The sequence below is a fragment of the Agromyces sp. H66 genome (assembly GCF_004959775.1).
Taxonomy (GTDB): Bacteria; Actinomycetota; Actinomycetes; order Actinomycetales; family Microbacteriaceae; genus Agromyces.
In genome coordinates, this window is the sequence record NZ_SJZG01000005.1 from 336365 (window position 1) to 351828 (window position 15464).

12 protein-coding genes are annotated in these 15464 nt (G+C 71.1%); 5 read left to right on the forward strand and 7 right to left on the reverse strand.

The window, feature by feature from the left end:
* Window positions 1-1337: 1337 nt before the first annotated feature.
* The 3 genes from EZM51_RS11505 to EZM51_RS11515 form a co-directional block, all read right to left on the reverse strand.
* Window positions 1338-3323, reverse strand: a complete 1986-nt coding sequence (locus EZM51_RS11505) for a M13-type metalloendopeptidase (protein ID WP_136708379.1) — start codon at window positions 3321-3323, stop codon at window positions 1338-1340.
* A gap of 85 nt (window positions 3324-3408) precedes the next feature.
* Entirely contained in the window at window positions 3409-4107 is a 699-nt protein-coding gene (locus EZM51_RS11510) for a TrkA family potassium uptake protein (protein ID WP_211195892.1), read from the reverse strand.
* Window positions 4100-5440: a potassium transporter TrkG gene (locus EZM51_RS11515; RefSeq protein ID WP_136708428.1), complete on the reverse strand. Its 1341-nt coding sequence runs from the start codon at window positions 5438-5440 to the stop codon at window positions 4100-4102. The genes EZM51_RS11510 and EZM51_RS11515 overlap by 8 nt, the downstream gene beginning before the upstream one ends.
* A gap of 88 nt (window positions 5441-5528) precedes the next feature.
* Here EZM51_RS11515 and EZM51_RS11520 point away from each other — a divergent pair, with 88 nt between their 5' ends.
* Complete coding sequence (locus EZM51_RS11520) at window positions 5529-5903, forward strand: YccF domain-containing protein (RefSeq protein ID WP_136708380.1); 375 nt, start codon at window positions 5529-5531, stop codon at window positions 5901-5903.
* A 50-nt stretch (window positions 5904-5953) separates the two neighbouring features.
* Complete coding sequence (locus EZM51_RS11525) at window positions 5954-7291, forward strand: MATE family efflux transporter (protein ID WP_136708381.1); 1338 nt, start codon at window positions 5954-5956, stop codon at window positions 7289-7291.
* 82 nt (window positions 7292-7373) lie between these two features.
* Here the strand turns inward: EZM51_RS11525 and EZM51_RS11530 are convergent, their stop codons facing one another.
* From EZM51_RS11530 to tdh, 4 genes are all read right to left on the reverse strand, one after another.
* Complete coding sequence (locus EZM51_RS11530; protein ID WP_136708382.1) at window positions 7374-8594, reverse strand: amidohydrolase; 1221 nt, start codon at window positions 8592-8594, stop codon at window positions 7374-7376.
* A 34-nt stretch (window positions 8595-8628) separates the two neighbouring features.
* On the reverse strand, window positions 8629-9705 hold the full coding sequence (locus EZM51_RS11535; RefSeq protein ID WP_136708383.1) for a LacI family DNA-binding transcriptional regulator: 1077 nt from the start codon (window positions 9703-9705) through the stop codon (window positions 8629-8631).
* A 264-nt stretch (window positions 9706-9969) separates the two neighbouring features.
* Entirely contained in the window at window positions 9970-11163 is a 1194-nt protein-coding gene (locus EZM51_RS11540) for a glycine C-acetyltransferase (RefSeq protein WP_136708384.1), read from the reverse strand.
* A 3-nt stretch (window positions 11164-11166) separates the two neighbouring features.
* Window positions 11167-12210, reverse strand: a complete 1044-nt coding sequence (gene tdh, locus EZM51_RS11545) for an L-threonine 3-dehydrogenase (RefSeq protein ID WP_136708385.1) — start codon at window positions 12208-12210, stop codon at window positions 11167-11169.
* A 315-nt stretch (window positions 12211-12525) separates the two neighbouring features.
* Here tdh and EZM51_RS11550 point away from each other — a divergent pair, with 315 nt between their 5' ends.
* The 3 genes from EZM51_RS11550 (at window position 12526) to EZM51_RS11560 (ending at window position 15416) form a co-directional block, all read left to right on the forward strand.
* Entirely contained in the window at window positions 12526-13803 is a 1278-nt protein-coding gene (locus tag EZM51_RS11550) for an MFS transporter (protein WP_248305611.1), read from the forward strand.
* Window positions 13804-13950: 147 nt separating this feature from the next.
* Window positions 13951-14646, forward strand: coding sequence for an endonuclease NucS (nucS, locus tag EZM51_RS11555; RefSeq protein ID WP_136708386.1), 696 nt, complete (start codon window positions 13951-13953; stop codon window positions 14644-14646).
* Window positions 14647-14729: 83 nt separating this feature from the next.
* Window positions 14730-15416, forward strand: coding sequence for an HAD hydrolase-like protein (locus tag EZM51_RS11560; RefSeq protein ID WP_136708387.1), 687 nt, complete (start codon window positions 14730-14732; stop codon window positions 15414-15416).
* Window positions 15417-15464: the final 48 nt, after the last annotated feature.

Here is a 15464-nt window from a genome sequence, read left to right on the forward strand (position 1 = left end):
CGCGTCCCTCGGGGAACGGATCGCCGCCGTCGACCGGCGCCGAGGCCAGTTCGGCTTCACCGGTGGCGACATCGAACGCGAAGATGTCGGAGCCCGCGCTGTCGCGTGCCACGACCGCCGCGAGCGTCGACCCGTCGGCGCTCAGGACGAACCCGCCCTCGAACCTGACCCATCGTTCGGGCACGACGAGTTCTCGTCGTTCGCCACTGCTGCGATCGAGGACGGTGATGGCGAACGGCACCTGCGCGTCCGGCCAGCTCGCGGGACGAGTCGCCCACGCCACCACCGAGCCGTCGGCACTCAGCCCGACCCGTGCGGTCCACCTGTAGGGCGTGGGCTGGGACCCGACGTACGCCGGCTCCGACCACTCGAGCACCGGCACCTCGCCGCTGATGTCGTAGAGTGCGACACTCCCGTCGCCGCTGAGGTCGTGGAGCAGAACCCGGGTGCCGTCGTCGCTGAGCTGCGGATAGGGGTACCGAATCACGTCACTCGAGGACGACGGGGCGGGCAGTTCCATGAGCAGGCCGGTCGTCATCGTGGCGCCGTCGCGCTTCGTCACGTAGAGGCGACGTCCGTTGTCGTCGTTCCGGAGCAGCAGAACGGATGCGTCTGCGCTCATGTCGACGAGCGCGAGCTCGTTGAAGCGCGGCAGCTCGGACGTGGTCGGCACCGGCGTCACGACCTTCGACTCGGCGTCGTACACATACGTCCAGAACGTCGCGTCGGTGCCGTCGGGGGGCTTCGGCAGGTTCTTCACGTTCTCGGTGAACGCGACGAACCGGCCCCCGGTGCTGACCTGCGCACGTCCCGCCTCCCACGACGAGCCGATGCTCTGGGCGCCCGCGGCATACGCATTCACGAGCTGGCTCGTCCCGGTCTGGGTGTCGACGAGGAGCAACGCCCGACCTTCGGCACGCGCATCGGGTGTCACCAGATAGCGGCCGTCGGGGCTGATGCCGGTGGCATCCCACCCGTCGCCCAGCGCCATCCCCTGCTTGAAGTCGAGATCGCCGATCTTGCTGAGCGACCACGCGGGCTCGGCCGCGGCCGCCACCGGCCCGGTCAGCAGGGTCGCCGCCGCCACGGAGACGGCGGCGACGAGTCCGAACACCCGGCGCGGCCGGGACCGGGGTACGGCGGAAGAAGCGGCACTGGACGATTTCGTTCGGTAGCGTGCGCGCGACGACATGACCTCGGGCTCCCTTGACTGAGGATGCGAGCGGAAGATCGCCCGCGGCTTCCGCACCATGTCGGCGCTCCTGCGTCGGACGCAGTGGCCCCAGTCAAGCAGCGGCCGCCGAGATACCCCACCCCCTCTTCGGGGGCGGTCGGCGCTACCAGATGGTGACGCGCTGGGCCGGCTCGAGCCAGAGGTCGTCGCCGTCGGACACATCGAACGCACCGTAGAACTCGTCGATGTTGCGCACGATCTGGTTGCACCGGAACTCGTTCGGCGAGTGCGGATCGATCGCAAGCAGGCGGATGACCTCCTCGTCGCGACCCTTCATCTGCCACGCCTGCGCCCATGACAGGAAGAACCGCTGCGCCCCGGTCAGTCCGTCGATCACGGGCGGCTTCGCCTTGCCGAGCGAGAGCTGGTAGGCCTTCCACGCGATCGCGAGCCCGCCGAGGTCGCCGATGTTCTCGCCGATCGTGAGGGCGCCGTTCACGTGGTGGCCCTCGCCGTCGAGTTGCGCCGGCGTCAGGGCGTCGTACTGGTCGATGAGCGCCTTCGTGCGCTCCTCGAACGCGGCCCGGTCGGCCTCGGTCCACCAGTCCACGAGCCGGCCGTCGCCGTCGTACTTCGAGCCCTGGTCGTCGAACCCGTGCCCGATCTCGTGACCGATGACGGCGCCGATCGCACCGTAGTTCGCCGCGGCATCCCGATCAGCGTCGAAGAACGGGTACTGCAGGATCGCCGCGGGGAACACGATCTCGTTGAATCCCGGGTTGTAGTACGCATTGATGGTCTGCGGCGTCATGAACCACTCGTCGCGGTCGATGGGCTTGCCGATCTTGCCGAGCTCGCGGTTGAACTCGAACTCCGCGGTCGCCCGAACGTTGCCGATGAGGTTCGAGGGATCGATCGCGAGCGAGGAGTAGTCGCGCCACTTCACGGGGTAGCCGATCTTCGGGGTGAACTTGGCGAGCTTCTCGAGGGCTTTGGCGCGCGTCTCGTCGCTCATCCAGGCGAGCGCCGAGATCGATTGCCGGTACGCCTCGACGAGGTTCGCGACGAGGTCGTCCATCGCCGCCTTCGCGGCGGGCGGGAAGTGCCGCTCGACGTAGATGCGCCCCACGGCCTCGCCCATGGCGCCCTCGACGAGCGAGACGCCGCGCTTCCAGCGCTCGCGCAGCTGCGGCGTGCCGCTCAGCGTGCGACCGTAGAAGTCGAAGTTCGCCTCCACGAAGTCGTTCGAGAGGTAGGCGGCGCTCGATCGGATCACCTGCCAGGCGAGCCAGTCCTTCCACGCCGGCAGCCGCTCCTCGGTGAGCAACGCGCCGAGTCCCTCGACGAAGGAGGGCTCACGCAGGACGAGCTCGTCGAAGGCCCCCTCGGGCACCCCCATGGCGTCGCGCCACACCTGCAGGTCGACCCTTCGACCAGGCTCAGGGGTACCGGAGACCGCGGCCGCGGCATCCGCCCACTGGAACAGGTTGTACGTCTTGTGGCTGTCGCGCGTGTCGACGTTGTTCCAGTGCACCTTCGCGAGATCGGCCTCGAGCTCGTACACGCGAGCGGCCCGACCCGCGGGGTCGTCGAGCTGGGCGAGCCCGAACATGCGCTCGAGGTGCGCCCGGTAGGCCTCGCGAATGGACTCGAAGCGCTCCTCGCGGAAGTAGCTCTCGTCGGGCAGGCCGATGCCGCCCTGCTCGACGAACACGAGGTAGCGCTCGGGGTCGCCCGGGTCGTTGTCGACGTAGAGCTGCACGAACCCCGAGACACCCTGACGCTCGAGACGGCCGAGCGTGCCGAGAAACGACTCGACGGAGTTCACGAGCGCGACGTCGACGAGCTGGCCCGCGATGGGCGTCGCGCCGAGCAGGTTCACGTGCTGCTCGTCCATGAAGCTCGCGTAGAGGTCGCCGACCTTGCGCGCCTCGGTGCCGGGCTCGGCCTGCTGCGCCTCCTCGATGATCTCGCGCACGGCCTGCTCGGCCTCCTCGTGCAGCACGAGGAACGATCCGTAGCGGGCCTTGTCGGCGGGGATCTCGGTGCGCTCGATCCACTTGCCGTTGACGTGCCGGAAGAGGTCGTCCTGCGGACGCACCCCGTCGTCGAGTTCGTCCAGCGCGATGCCTGAGGGGAGCTTCGTCATTCCCACAGCCTACGTGGGCGGGGGCTCGGGGCGGATGCCGCGACGGCGCGTCTCACGGCGCACTCGCAGCGTCGGGAGTTTTTGCTCAGCGCAGCTGGGCGAAGTTCTCGGCGGACGAGGTCGGCCCGACCACGAGGATCTTGTCGCCCGCCGCCAGCACCGTGTCGGCGTCGGCGTTCTTCCACGGCTCGGCATCGCGCTTGTACGCCGCGATCGTGACGCCGTAGGCGTGGCGCAACCCGGTGTCGCCGAGACGCTTGCCGAGCAGCACCCCGGGGGCAGAGGCCTTGACGAGCGCGTAGCCGGGATCGACCTCGATGTAGTCGAGCGCGGCGCCGCGCACGAGATGCGCGACGCGCCTGCCCATGTCCTTCTCCGGGTAGATCACGTGGTGCACGCCCAGCTGCTCGAGGATGAGGCCGTGGCGGTCGTCGAGGGCCTTCGCCCAGATGACGGGCGCCTTCATGCCGAGCAGCACCGAGCACGTGAGGATCGACGCGGAGATGTCGTCGCCGATGGCGACGACGACGCGATCGAACTCGTCGACGGCGAGCTGGCGCAAGGCCTCCTCCTTCGTCGAATCCGCGCGCACGACCTGGGTGAGTTGGGTGTTCAGCGCCTGCACGATCTCCTCGTCGGCGTCGATGCCGAGCACGTCGGTGCCCTTGTCCATGAGCTCGAGCGCGAGCGATCGGCCGAACCGGCCGAGGCCGATGACGGCCACCGAGTCGGCCTCGGCGATGCGGCGCGACACGTCGCCGCCGAAGATCGGGAATCTAGCCAATGGCGGGCCTTTCCTTGGGGTACTCGTAGAGGATGCGGCGCTCGCGGAGCGCGATCGCCGTGCCGAGGGTCAGGGGTCCGAGCCGGCCCAGGAACATCAGCACGACCAGCACGAGCTTCGCGGCATCGTTGAGTTCCGTCGTGATGCCCGTCGACAGGCCGACCGTGCCGAACGCCGACACCGCCTCGAAGAGCACCCGGTCGAGGTCGAGGCCCGTGATGAGCATCAGCACGACGACGCCGGTCATGACCGCGCCCACCGCGATGAGCGCGACCGTGATCGCCTGCCGGTGCACGGCGCGCGACAGCCGCTTGCCGAAGATGTTCACCGCGCCCTCGCCGCGCAGCTCGGTCACGATGATGAAGAAGAGCACCGCGAACGTCGTGACCTTGATGCCGCCCGCGGTCCCGGCCGGGCCGCCGCCGATGAACATGAGCACGTCCATCCCGAGCCAGGTCTCGTCGTGCAGGGCGGCGATGTCGATGGAGTTGAATCCGGCGGTGCGCGTCTGCACCGACTGGAAGAACCCCGCGAGCACTCTCGCCGCCGGGTCGAGCCCACCGAGGGTATCGGGGTTCTCCCACTCGATCGCGGTGATGTAGACCGTGCCGCCCACCAGCAGCACGAGGGTCGCCCAGAGCACGAGCTTCGTGTTCATCGACCAGTGCAGCGGGTGCCGGAACTCCCGGCGCAACTGCATGATCACGGGGAACCCCAGCCCGCCGAGGATGACCGCGGCCGCGATGGGCAGGCAGATGAACGGGTCGGCCGCGAACCGCATCAGGCTGTCGCTGTACAGCGCGAACCCCGCGTTGTTGAACGATGACACGGCGTGGAACCCCGCGTGCCACGCCGCGTCGCCGATTCCGTACCCGTAGCCGAAGAGCAGGCGCGGGAACAGCAGCACGAAGACCGTGGCCTCGATCGCGAACGAGATGAGCACGATGCCGCGCACGAGTCCGCGCACGTCGTCGAACCCCACCGACTTCGCCTCGGCCGCGGTGTTGAGGCGCGCCCGCACGCTCAGCTTCCGGGCCAGCACGAGGCCGATCATGGACGCGAAGATCATGATGCCGAGCCCGCCGAGCTGGATGAGCACCAGGATCACGACCTGGCCGAACGGGCTCCAGTGCGTCGGCGTGTCGAGCACGACGAGTCCGGTGACGCAGACGGCCGACGTCGCGGTGAACAGGGCGTCTACGAGGGTGGTCGACCGGTCGTCGGCCGACGACGCGGGTAGCAGGAGCAGCGCGGTACCGACGAGGATCGCACTGGCGAAGCCGGCGACCACGGCCTGCGCCGGATGCAGGCCGAGACGGCGGCGGTGGAGCATCCGTCGACCGGACCGCAGGCTCTCGCGAATGGTCACGGAGAAACAGTAGACCCCGGATACCCGTGCCACGTGATTTGATGGAGTCGACATGAACACCGTGCTGAACGTCATCTGGTTCGTGCTCGCGGGCATCTGGCTCTGGATCGGCTATGTGCTGGCGGGCGTGATCATGTTCGTGCTCATCGTCACGATCCCGTGGGGGCTCGCGTCATTCCGGATCGCCAACTACGCCGCGTGGCCCTTCGGTCGCGAGGTCGTCTCGAAGCCGACGTCGGGCGCCTGGTCGTTCCTCGGCAACGTGGTGTGGGTGATCCTCGCCGGCTGGTGGCTGGCGCTCGAGCACCTGTTCACCGGCATCCTGCTGTGCCTCACGATCATCGGCATCCCGCTCGGCATCGCGAACTTCAAGCTCATCCCCGTCTCGCTCGCGCCGCTCGGCAAGGAGATCGTCGACAAGCGCTGAGCGGATGCCGCGGGGCCGCTGTCGCCGGCCACGCCTAGGCTCGTGACGAGATGAGCACCACCGCCTCCCGTCGCGCCGTCGATCGCGACATCCTGCGCCTCGCCGTGCCCGCGCTGGGCGCGCTCGTCGCCGAGCCGCTCTTCCTGCTCGCGGACACCGCGATGGTCGGCCACCTCGGCGCCACGCCCCTCGCCGGGCTCGGCCTCGCGAGCGCGATCCTGCAGACGATCATCGGGCTCATGGTCTTCCTCGCCTACGCCACGACGCCCGCCGTCGCGCGTCGGCTCGGCACCGGAGACGAGCGCGGGGCCGTCGCCTCCGGCATCGACGGCGTGTGGCTCGCGCTCGGGCTCGGCGTCGTGCTCGCCGTCGTCGGGTGGTTCGCCGCGCCCGCGCTGGTGGGTGCGTTCGGGGCGGCGACGGACGTCGCGGCCGAGGCATCCGTCTACCTCACGATCTCGATGGCGGGACTGCCCGCGATGCTCGTGGTGTTCGCGGCGACGGGCCTGCTGCGCGGACTGCAGGACACCCGCACGCCGCTCTGGGTGGCCGGCATCGGGTTCGCGGCGAACATCGCGCTCAACTACGTGTTCATCTACGTCGCGGGCTGGGGCATCGCCGGGTCGGCCATCGGCACGGTCGTCGCGCAGTGGGGCATGGTCGCCGTGTACCTCGTCGTCATCGCCCGCCATGGGGCGCGCGTCGGCGCGAGCCCGTGGCCGCACCACGCCGGCGTGCTGCGCGGCGCGGCATCGGGCGGATGGCTGCTGCTGCGCACCGTGAGCCTGCGCGCGGCGCTGCTGCTCGCGACCTGGGCGGCGACGTCGCTCGGCTCGAACGAGCTCGCCGCGTTCCAGGTGGCCATGACGCTGTACTTCACGATCGGCTTCGCGCTCGACGCCCTCGCGATCGCCGCGCAGGCGCTCATCGGACTCGGCCTGGGCGCGGGCGATGTGGCCGCGGTGCGCGCGGTGCTGCGCCGCTGCCTGCAGTGGGGTGCCGCGAGCGGCGCGGTGCTCGGCGCGCTCGTCGTCGCCACCGCGTGGGTGCTGCCCGCGGTGTTCACGAGCTCGGCCGACGTCGCTGCGCTGCTGCCGCCCGCGCTCGTGGTGCTCGGCCTCTCGGCGCCGCTCGGGGGCGTCGTGTTCGTGCTCGACGGCGTGCTCATCGGCGCGGGCGACGCCCGGTACCTCGCGTGGACGGGGCTCGTGAACCTCGCCGTGTTCGTGCCGCTCGCACTGTGGGTCGTGGCGGTCGCGCCCGCCGGCGCTGCCGGACCCGCATGGCTCATGGCCGCGTTCGCCCTCGGCTACCTCGCCGCGCGGGCGGCGACCCTGTCGTGGCGGGCGCGCGGCACGGCGTGGATGGTGACGGGCGCGACGGCCTGAGCCGGTTCGGCCCGTTCGAGGCCGCGCGACGGCCGGGTGGGTCCGCCGCTCAGGCGTTCCCGCCGCTCAGGCGCTCGCCAGATCAGGCACTCGCCAGCCACTCCCGCGCGGCCGCCACGAGGGCGGCGACGCCGGCGGACAGCGTCGGCTCGATGACCGGCGCGAAGTGCGGCGAGTGGTTCGACGGAACGTCGTCGGGCATCCGCCCGCTCTGCAGCGCGTCGCCGAAGCGCGCCGGGTCCATGCCGCCGAGCAGCCAGTAGACGAGCGGCACGCCGGCGGCCGTCGCGAGCACTCCGACGTCCTCGCTGCCCGAGACGAGGCCCGGGTCGATCACGCGCTCCGCGCCGAGCGCGTGGCGCAGCGCGCCGGCCGTGCGCTCGGTCGCGTCCGGGTCGTTGACGGTGACCGGGAACCGCTCGTCGTACACGATCTCGGGTTCCCTCGGAGCCCCGGATGCCGCGGCCTCCGCCTTGACGATCCGCTCGATCGACGCCAGCACCTTCTCGCGTACCGCCTCGTCGAACGTGCGCACGCTGAGACCCAGCATCGCCTCCGACGGGATGATGTTGTGCTTGGTCCCGGCGTGCAGTTGCCCCACCGTGACGACTGCGGCATCCGTCGCCGCCACCTCTCGCGCGACGATGCCCTGCAGGCGAACGGTCGTGGACGCGGCGAGGTAGACGGGGTCGACCGTCGTCTCGGGCCGCGAGCCGTGGCCGCCGGTTCCGTGCAGGCGGATCGTGAGGGAGTCGGCGCCGGCCATGGCGGGCCCGCCGCGAACGCCGACGAGGCCGGCCGGGAACGGCGCGACGTGCTGTCCGAGCACGACGTCGGGCTTCGGCACGCGGTCGAAGAGCCCGTCGGCGATCATGGCCTCCGCCCCGCCGCCCCATTCCTCGGCGGGCTGGAACAGCGCGACCAACCTGCCCGACCATGCCGCACGGTCGGCGGTGAGGCGCTCGGTCGCGCCGAGGAGGCAGGTGACGTGCACGTCGTGACCGCACGCGTGCATCACCGGCACGTCGTTCCCGTCGGGGTCGGTGCCGCGCTCGGTGCTCGCGTAGGGCAGACCCGTGGCCTCCTCGACGGGGAGCCCGTCCATGTCGGCGCGGAGCAGTACGGTCGGCCCGTCGCCGTTCTCGAGCACGCCGACGACGCCCGTGCCGCCGATGCCGGTGGTGACGGCGAGGCCGAACCGCTCGAGGGCGCCGGCGACGATGCCCGCGGTGCGGTGCTCCTGGAACGAGAGCTCGGGATGCGCATGCAGGTCGCGGTAGACCGCGGCGAGGTCGAGGGTCATCCCGCCAGCCTACGAGCGGACCCCTTCCGGCGCGTCATCTCGGCGGGGCCGTCGTGTCGCCGACGTGCAGCGTGCTCGTGAAGCACCGCGACGCCGGCGTCTCCCCGGCGAGGAGGCTCACCAGGGCCTCGCCGGCCGCGCGCCCCTTGTCGACCGACGGCTGCACCAGCGTGGTGAGGTCGTGCTGCAGGCCGTCGACGCGGATGCCGTCGAACCCGAGCACGCTGAGGTCGCCGGGGACCGAGAGCCCGAGCTCCTCGGCGGCGAGCACGACGCCCGCGGCGAGCAGGTCGCTCTGCGCGATGACGGCCGTCGGCCGATGCGCCGGGTCGGCGAGCAGGGCCTTCGCCGCCTCGCGCCCCTCCTCGATGGAGCTCGTCGCGGCGACGCGGCCGGTGATCTCGGGGAACACGTCGCGCGCACCGCGAAGCCGCTCGCTCGCGGTGTCGGCCGTGCTGCCGCGCTCGAGCTCGGGCGTGAGCGGGCCGCGGGTGCGGGCGGCGTCGAACGGGAGCGTGACGATCGCGACCTCCGTGTGCCCGAGGTCCCTGAGGTACTCGGCGCCGCGACGCGTGGCCTCGCGGTTGTCGATGGAGATCTCGGGGATGTCCTCGCCGACGGCGCCCTCGATCGCCACCGACGGGATGCCGCGGCGCCGCAGCACCTCGACGGAGCGGCCGACGCGCGGACTACACCCGATGAGCACGACGGCGTCGACGGGCGCGCTCTCGATGCCGACGGCGTTGCCGCCCTCCTCGCCCGTGTCGGTGAGGAGCAGGAGACCGGCGCCGAGCGGCGCGATGCCCTCGGTGACGCCGTCGAGCATCTGGATGTTCACGGGGTCGAGGAACGCGGCGCGCACGCGCTCGGCGAGCACGACGCCGACGATGCCCGAACGCCCCTGCCGCAGCGAACGGGCGCGCGGGTCGGGTCCGCCGTAGCCGAGCTCGGATGCCGCGGCGAGCACGCGCTCCTTCGTGGCATCCGCCACCGGACCCGAGCCGCTGAACGCGAGCGACGCCGTCGACGCGGACACGCCGGCCTTCGCGGCGACGTCGGCGAGCGTCGGACGCTGGATGGCGCCGGTCGTGGCGGCAGGTTCGCGGGTCACCCTTCCGATTCTACGATCGAATCGATTCGAGCCGCCCGCCCCTGTCCACCACTGCGGATATACGATCCGGCGCGCCGACGGCGCGCCGGATCGGCCGGGGTGTCGGATCGTATATCCGCAGATCGGAGCAACACGACGCCGGAGCAACACGACGCCGGAGCAACACGACGCCGGAGCAACGCGACGCCGGAGCAACACGCCGCCGGAGCAGCGCGGGAGGCCCGTCGCGACCGGCAGGTGCGGCAGGTGCGCGTCAGCCGCGCATCACGAGGACGCGGCGGCGGCCACCGCGTCGCGCGCGCCCACGAACGCCGCGACGCAGCGCCGGATCTCCTCCTCCGAGTGCGCCGCCGAGAGTTGCACGCGGATCCGCGCCGCGCCCTTCGGCACCACCGGATAGCTGAACGCGGTCACGTACACGCCTCGCTCCAGCAACGCATCGGCGACCCGCGCCGTGAGCGCCGCATCGCCGAACATGACCGGCACGATGGGGTGCTCGCCGGGCAGCAGGTCGAAGCCCTCCGCCTCCATGAGCGAGCGGAACAACGCCGCGTTCGCCACGAGCTTCGACCGCAGGTCGCCCGAGCCCTCGACGAGCCGCAGCGCCTCGATCGTGCCGGCGACGATCATCGGCGCGAGCGTGTTCGAGAACAGATACGGGCGTGCCCGCTGGCGCAGCAGGTCGACGATCTCCTGTCGGGCGGCCACGTAGCCGCCGGATGCCCCGCCCAACGCCTTGCCGAACGTGCCGGTCGTGATGTCGACCCGGCCCTCCACGCCGCAGTACTCGGGCGTGCCCCGGCCGTGCTCTCCGACGAATCCCACGGCGTGCGAGTCGTCGACGAAGACGAGCGCCTCGTACCGGTCGGCGAGGTCGCAGATCTCCCGCAGCGGCGCGACGTAGCCGTCCATCGAGAACACGCCGTCGGTCACGATCACGCGCCGTCGCGCACCGGATGCCGCGACCAACTGCGCCTCGAGGTCGGCCATGTCGCGGTTCCGGTAGCGGAACCGCTGCGCCTTCGAGAGCCGGATGCCGTCGATGATCGACGCGTGGTTGAGCTCGTCGGAGATGATCGCGTCATCCGCGCCGAACAGCACCTCGAACACGCCGCCGTTGGCGTCGAAGCACGACGAGAACAGGATGGTGTCGTCGTAGCCCAGGAACTCCGACACCCGCCGTTCGAGTTCGAGGTGGAGCTCCTGCGTGCCGCAGATGAAGCGCACGCTCGCGAGTCCGTACCCCCACTCGTCGAGCCCACGGCGCGCGGCGGCGACGATGCGCGGGTCGTTCGCGAGGCCGAGGTAGTTGTTCGCGCAGAAGTTCAGCACCTCGCGGCCGCCGACCTCGATCTCCGAGGACTGCGGCCCGTGGATGCCGCGCTCGCGCTTCGTGAGTCCGGCGGCCTCGATCTCGTCGAGTTCGGCCCGCAGCTGTTCCTTCACCGATCCGTACATTTCCTAGAGCTCCGTCCAGTCGAGGATGACCTTGCCGACGCCACCCGACTCGGCGGCGTCGAAGGCGGCGCGCCACTCGCGCGCCGGGTAGCGGTCGCTGATGATCGACGAGATGCTCGCGCGCAGCGTCGCGCTGGTCTGGAGCATGGCGCTCATTGAGTTCCACGTCTCGAACATCTCGCGACCGTAGATGCCCTTCAGCGTGAGCATGTGCGTGACGACCTTGGCCCAGTCGATCGCGTAGGGCTCGCTCGGCAGGCCGAGCAGGGCGATGCGGCCGCCGTGGTTCATGTTCTCGATCATCTCGGGCAGGGCCTGTGCCGAGCCCGACATCTCGAAGCCGACGTCGAAGCCCTCGCGCATGCCGAGGCGCGGCTGCACGTCGCGGATCCGCTCGCGCGACACGTCGACCGTGGCATCCGCCCCCATCCTCGCCGCCAGCTCGAGGCGGGCCGGACTCACGTCGCTCGCGACGATGAACCGGGCGCCGACGTGGCGCGCCACGGCGATGGACATGAGGCCGATCGGCCCGCAGCCGGTGACGAGCACGTCCTCGCCGACGACCGAGAAGGCGAGCGCGGTGTGCACGGCGTTGCCGAACGGATCGAAGATCGCGCCGACCTCGGGGTCGACGTCGGCGTGGTGCACCCAGACGTTTTCGCCGGGGATGACGACGTACTCCGCGAAGGCGCCGTCGCGATGCAGCCCGACGCTCGTGGTGCGGATGCACATCTGCCGGCGGCCGGCGCGGCAGTTGCGGCACATGCCGCAGACGACGTGGCCCTCGCCCGACACGCGGTCGCCGACGGCGACGTCGTGCACCAGCTCGCCGACCTCGACGACCTCGCCGTAGAACTCGTGGCCGGGGATGAGCGGCGCTCGGATCTCGGCGGCGGCCCAGTCGTCCCACTGCTCGATGTGCAGGTCGGTGCCGCAGATGCCGGTGCGCAGCACGCGGATCTTCACCTCGGCCGGACCGGGCTCGGGCTCCGGGCGGTCGACGTACTCCAGGCCGGCACCGGGCGCGGGCTTGTAGAGGGCCTTCATCGGCGAGTCCGTTTCGTCCGGGCACCGCGGGGTCTGCGGCGCCGAGCTCGCACGCCGAGGGTCACGGCGCGCGTCGAGGTGACCCGATCATCGTAGTCACGAGGACGACCGGATGACGCGTGCCGACGTCTCGGGAGAGCGGATGCCGCGAGCCCGTGCCCCGGAATCGGCAAGGCGGCGGATGCCCCGCCCGCGGCATACCGACGCTTGCAGGACGGGGCCACGCTCAGTATCGTTGTCGAATCGATTCGACTCGAATCGATTCGATCCGCCCGATTCGCCGTATCCCGGCCCGACTTCGACGACGAGGCAGTAATGTCGCCACACGGAGACACCGCACCCGCCATGACCGACCACCGGAGCACCGAGTCCCGCACGCGCCGCGAGCTCATCGCGTGGCGCAACGCGATCTTTGCGGTCTTCTTCCTGTCCGGCTTCGGCCTGGCGAGCTGGATGGCGCGCATCCCGGCGATCCGCGACCACACCGAGCTCACCACGCAGGGCGTCGGATTCGTCATCCTGAGCGGTTCGATCGCCTCCATCCTCGGGCTCGTGGCGGCACCGTGGCTGCTCGCGCGTCTCGGCCCCCGCGTCGGCATGGCCGGGGTGATGGTGATCGTCTCGGTCGGGCTCGTGCTCGTCGGGCTCGGCGGGTCTGCGACGCCGTCGGTGCTGCTCGTCGTCGCGGGCCTCGCGCTCTTCGGATTCGGCAACGGCGCCGTCGACGTGATGATGAACGTCGAGGGCGCCGAGGCCGAGCGCGAGATCGGCCGCACCCTGATGCCGCTCATGCACGCGTTCTTCAGCTTCGGCACAGTCGCCGGCGCCGGGCTCGCGGCCGCGGCATCCGCCCTCGACATCACGCTCGCCTGGCACCTCGCCGGTGTGGCGCTGCTCATCGCGCTCGGCGTGGTGGTGGCCGTGCGGTTCGTGCCGGCGCAGCCGGTGCTGCCCGACGCCCGCGACGGCGCCGCGCGACCGCCCATGCGACAGCGGGTGCGCGAGAGCCTCGCCGTCTGGGCGGACCTGCGGCTGCTCCTCATCGGCGTGATCATGCTCGGCATGGCCTTCGCCGAGGGCAGCGCCAATGACTGGATCGCGCTCGCCGTCGTCGACGGGCACGGATTCGACGCGACGACCGGCGCCGCCGTGTTCACCGTCTTCACCGTCGCCATGACGGCGGCCAGGGTGCTCGGCGGCCCCGTGATCGACCGGTTCGGCCGCGTGCCGACGCTGCGGGTGCTCGCCGCCACGGGCGTCGTCGGCCTCGCCCTCTTCATCTTCGGCACCGAGCCGTGGCTGCTCGTCGTCGGAACGGTGCTCTGGGGCATCGGCGCCTCGCTCGGGTTCCCCGTCGGAATGTCGGCCGCGGCCGACGTGCCCGAGCGGCGCCTGGCCGCGGCCCGCGTGAGCGCGGTGGCGATCATCGGCTACTGCGCGTTCCTCGTCGGGCCGCCGTTCCTCGGGTTCCTCGGGCAGCAGTTCGGCATCCTGAACGCGCTGCTCGTGATCCTCGTGCTCATGGTGATCGCCGGGCTCGCGGCGCCGGCGGCGCGGGAGCGCACGGGTCCGCACGCTCGTCGAGGGGCGTGAGCCGGGGACGTCGGCTCGGGGCATCCCGCGTCTCCGGGGCATCCGGCGGCCTCGGGGTATCCGCCCGACGCGCCCGCCCGCGGCATCCGCCCGACGCGCCCGCCCGCGGCATCCGCCCGCGTCGGCGGCTCGCCGTACACTCGACAGGTGCGCCTCGTCATCGCCCGTTGCTCCGTCGACTACGCGGGGCGACTCTCCGCCCACCTGCCGCTCGCGACCCGGCTGCTCATGGTGAAGGGCGACGGCTCACTGCTCGTGCACTCCGACGGCGGCAGCTACAAGCCGCTCAACTGGATGAGCCCCCCGTGCACCCTCGCGACGGTCGATCCCGACGACGACCAGCAGGCCGCCGGCGTCGTCGAGGTGTGGAGGGTCACCCACCAGAAGACCGCCGACCAGCTCGTGGTGTCGATCCACGAGGTGCTGCACGACTCCGCGCACGAGCTCGGCGTCGACCCCGGTCTCGTGAAGGACGGCGTCGAGGCGCACCTGCAGCAACTGCTGGCCGAGCAGATCGAGCTCCTCGGCGAGGGGCACCGGCTGGTGCGTCGCGAGTACATGACGGCCATCGGCCCGGTCGACATCCTGGCGACGGATGCCTCGGGCGCATCGGTCGCCGTCGAGCTCAAGCGGCGCGGCGACATCGACGGCGTCGAGCAGCTCACCCGCTACCTCGAGCTCATGAACCGCGACCCGCGGCTCGCGCCCGTGACGGGCGTGTTCGCCGCGCAGGAGATCAAGCCGCAGGCGCGCACGCTCGCCGAGGACCGCGGCATCCGCTGCGTCGTGCTCGACTACGACGCGATGCGGGGCATCGAGAGCGGTCACGCGCGGCTGTTCTGAGGCGTCCCTTGCCATTGCGCCGGCGATATGAGAGCGTTCACTTCCTGAGAAAGACTCAGACAACGTACCCGTAGGATGTCACGGTGACTTCGACCCTGCCCACCCAGACCATCGCGCCGCCGCGCACGTGGTCGCCGGTGCTGTTCGATCTCGACGGCACGATCGTCGACTCGGCGTCCGACATCACCGCGTCGCTCGCGCACATGTTCACGGAGATGGGACTCGAGGCGCCGTCCGAGGAGGTGCTGCGCACCTACGTGGGGCCGCCGCTCCTCGACAGCCTGCGCATGACCGCGGGGTTCACCGACGCCGAGGCGTGGGAGGCGCTCAACGTCTATCGCGACCACTACGGCGAGCACGTGCTGCGCTCCCCCGTGTTCCCGGGAGTCGGGCACGTGATCGAGCGGCTGCACGCGGCGGGCATCCCCGTCGCGCTGGCCACCTCGAAGCCGGAGTCCATGGCGAGCGCGGTGCTCGACCACCACGACCTCAGCCGGTACTTCACGGTGATCGCCGGGGCGAGCGACGACGAGGAGCGCAGCACCAAGGCCGACGTCGTCGCCGAGGCGCTTCGGCGCCTCGAGGATCTCGAGATCGACACCGCCAATGCCGTCATGATCGGCGACCGCGGCTACGACACGCTCGGTGCGCTCGCCAACGGCGTGCCCACCATCATGGTCGAGTGGGGCTACGGCGGCCCCGAGGAGGCCGGCGACGCCATGGCCGTCGTGCACTCGACCGACCAGCTGCGCAACCTGCTCCTCGGCTGACGTAGGCCTGCTCCTCGGCTGACTGTGAGGATGGCGTTCGCAGCCTGA

What these genes read in the sequence shown, in the direction of transcription:
- EZM51_RS11525 (WP_136708381.1), top strand. Translation starts at nt 5,954, where the DNA reads ATGAGCACCACCGCCTCCCGTCGCGCCGTCGATCGCGACATCCTGCGC.
- EZM51_RS11515 (WP_136708428.1), bottom strand. Translation starts at nt 5,440, where the DNA reads ATGCTCCACCGCCGCCGTCTCGGCCTGCATCCGGCGCAGGCCGTGGTC.
- EZM51_RS11520 (WP_136708380.1), top strand. Translation starts at nt 5,529, where the DNA reads ATGAACACCGTGCTGAACGTCATCTGGTTCGTGCTCGCGGGCATCTGG.
- EZM51_RS11540 (WP_136708384.1), bottom strand. Translation starts at nt 11,163, where the DNA reads ATGTACGGATCGGTGAAGGAACAGCTGCGGGCCGAACTCGACGAGATC.
- EZM51_RS11505 (WP_136708379.1), bottom strand. Translation starts at nt 3,323, where the DNA reads ATGACGAAGCTCCCCTCAGGCATCGCGCTGGACGAACTCGACGACGGG.
- tdh (WP_136708385.1), bottom strand. Translation starts at nt 12,210, where the DNA reads ATGAAGGCCCTCTACAAGCCCGCGCCCGGTGCCGGCCTGGAGTACGTC.
- EZM51_RS11550 (WP_248305611.1), top strand. Translation starts at nt 12,526, where the DNA reads ATGTCGCCACACGGAGACACCGCACCCGCCATGACCGACCACCGGAGC.
- EZM51_RS11530 (WP_136708382.1), bottom strand. Translation starts at nt 8,594, where the DNA reads ATGACCCTCGACCTCGCCGCGGTCTACCGCGACCTGCATGCGCATCCC.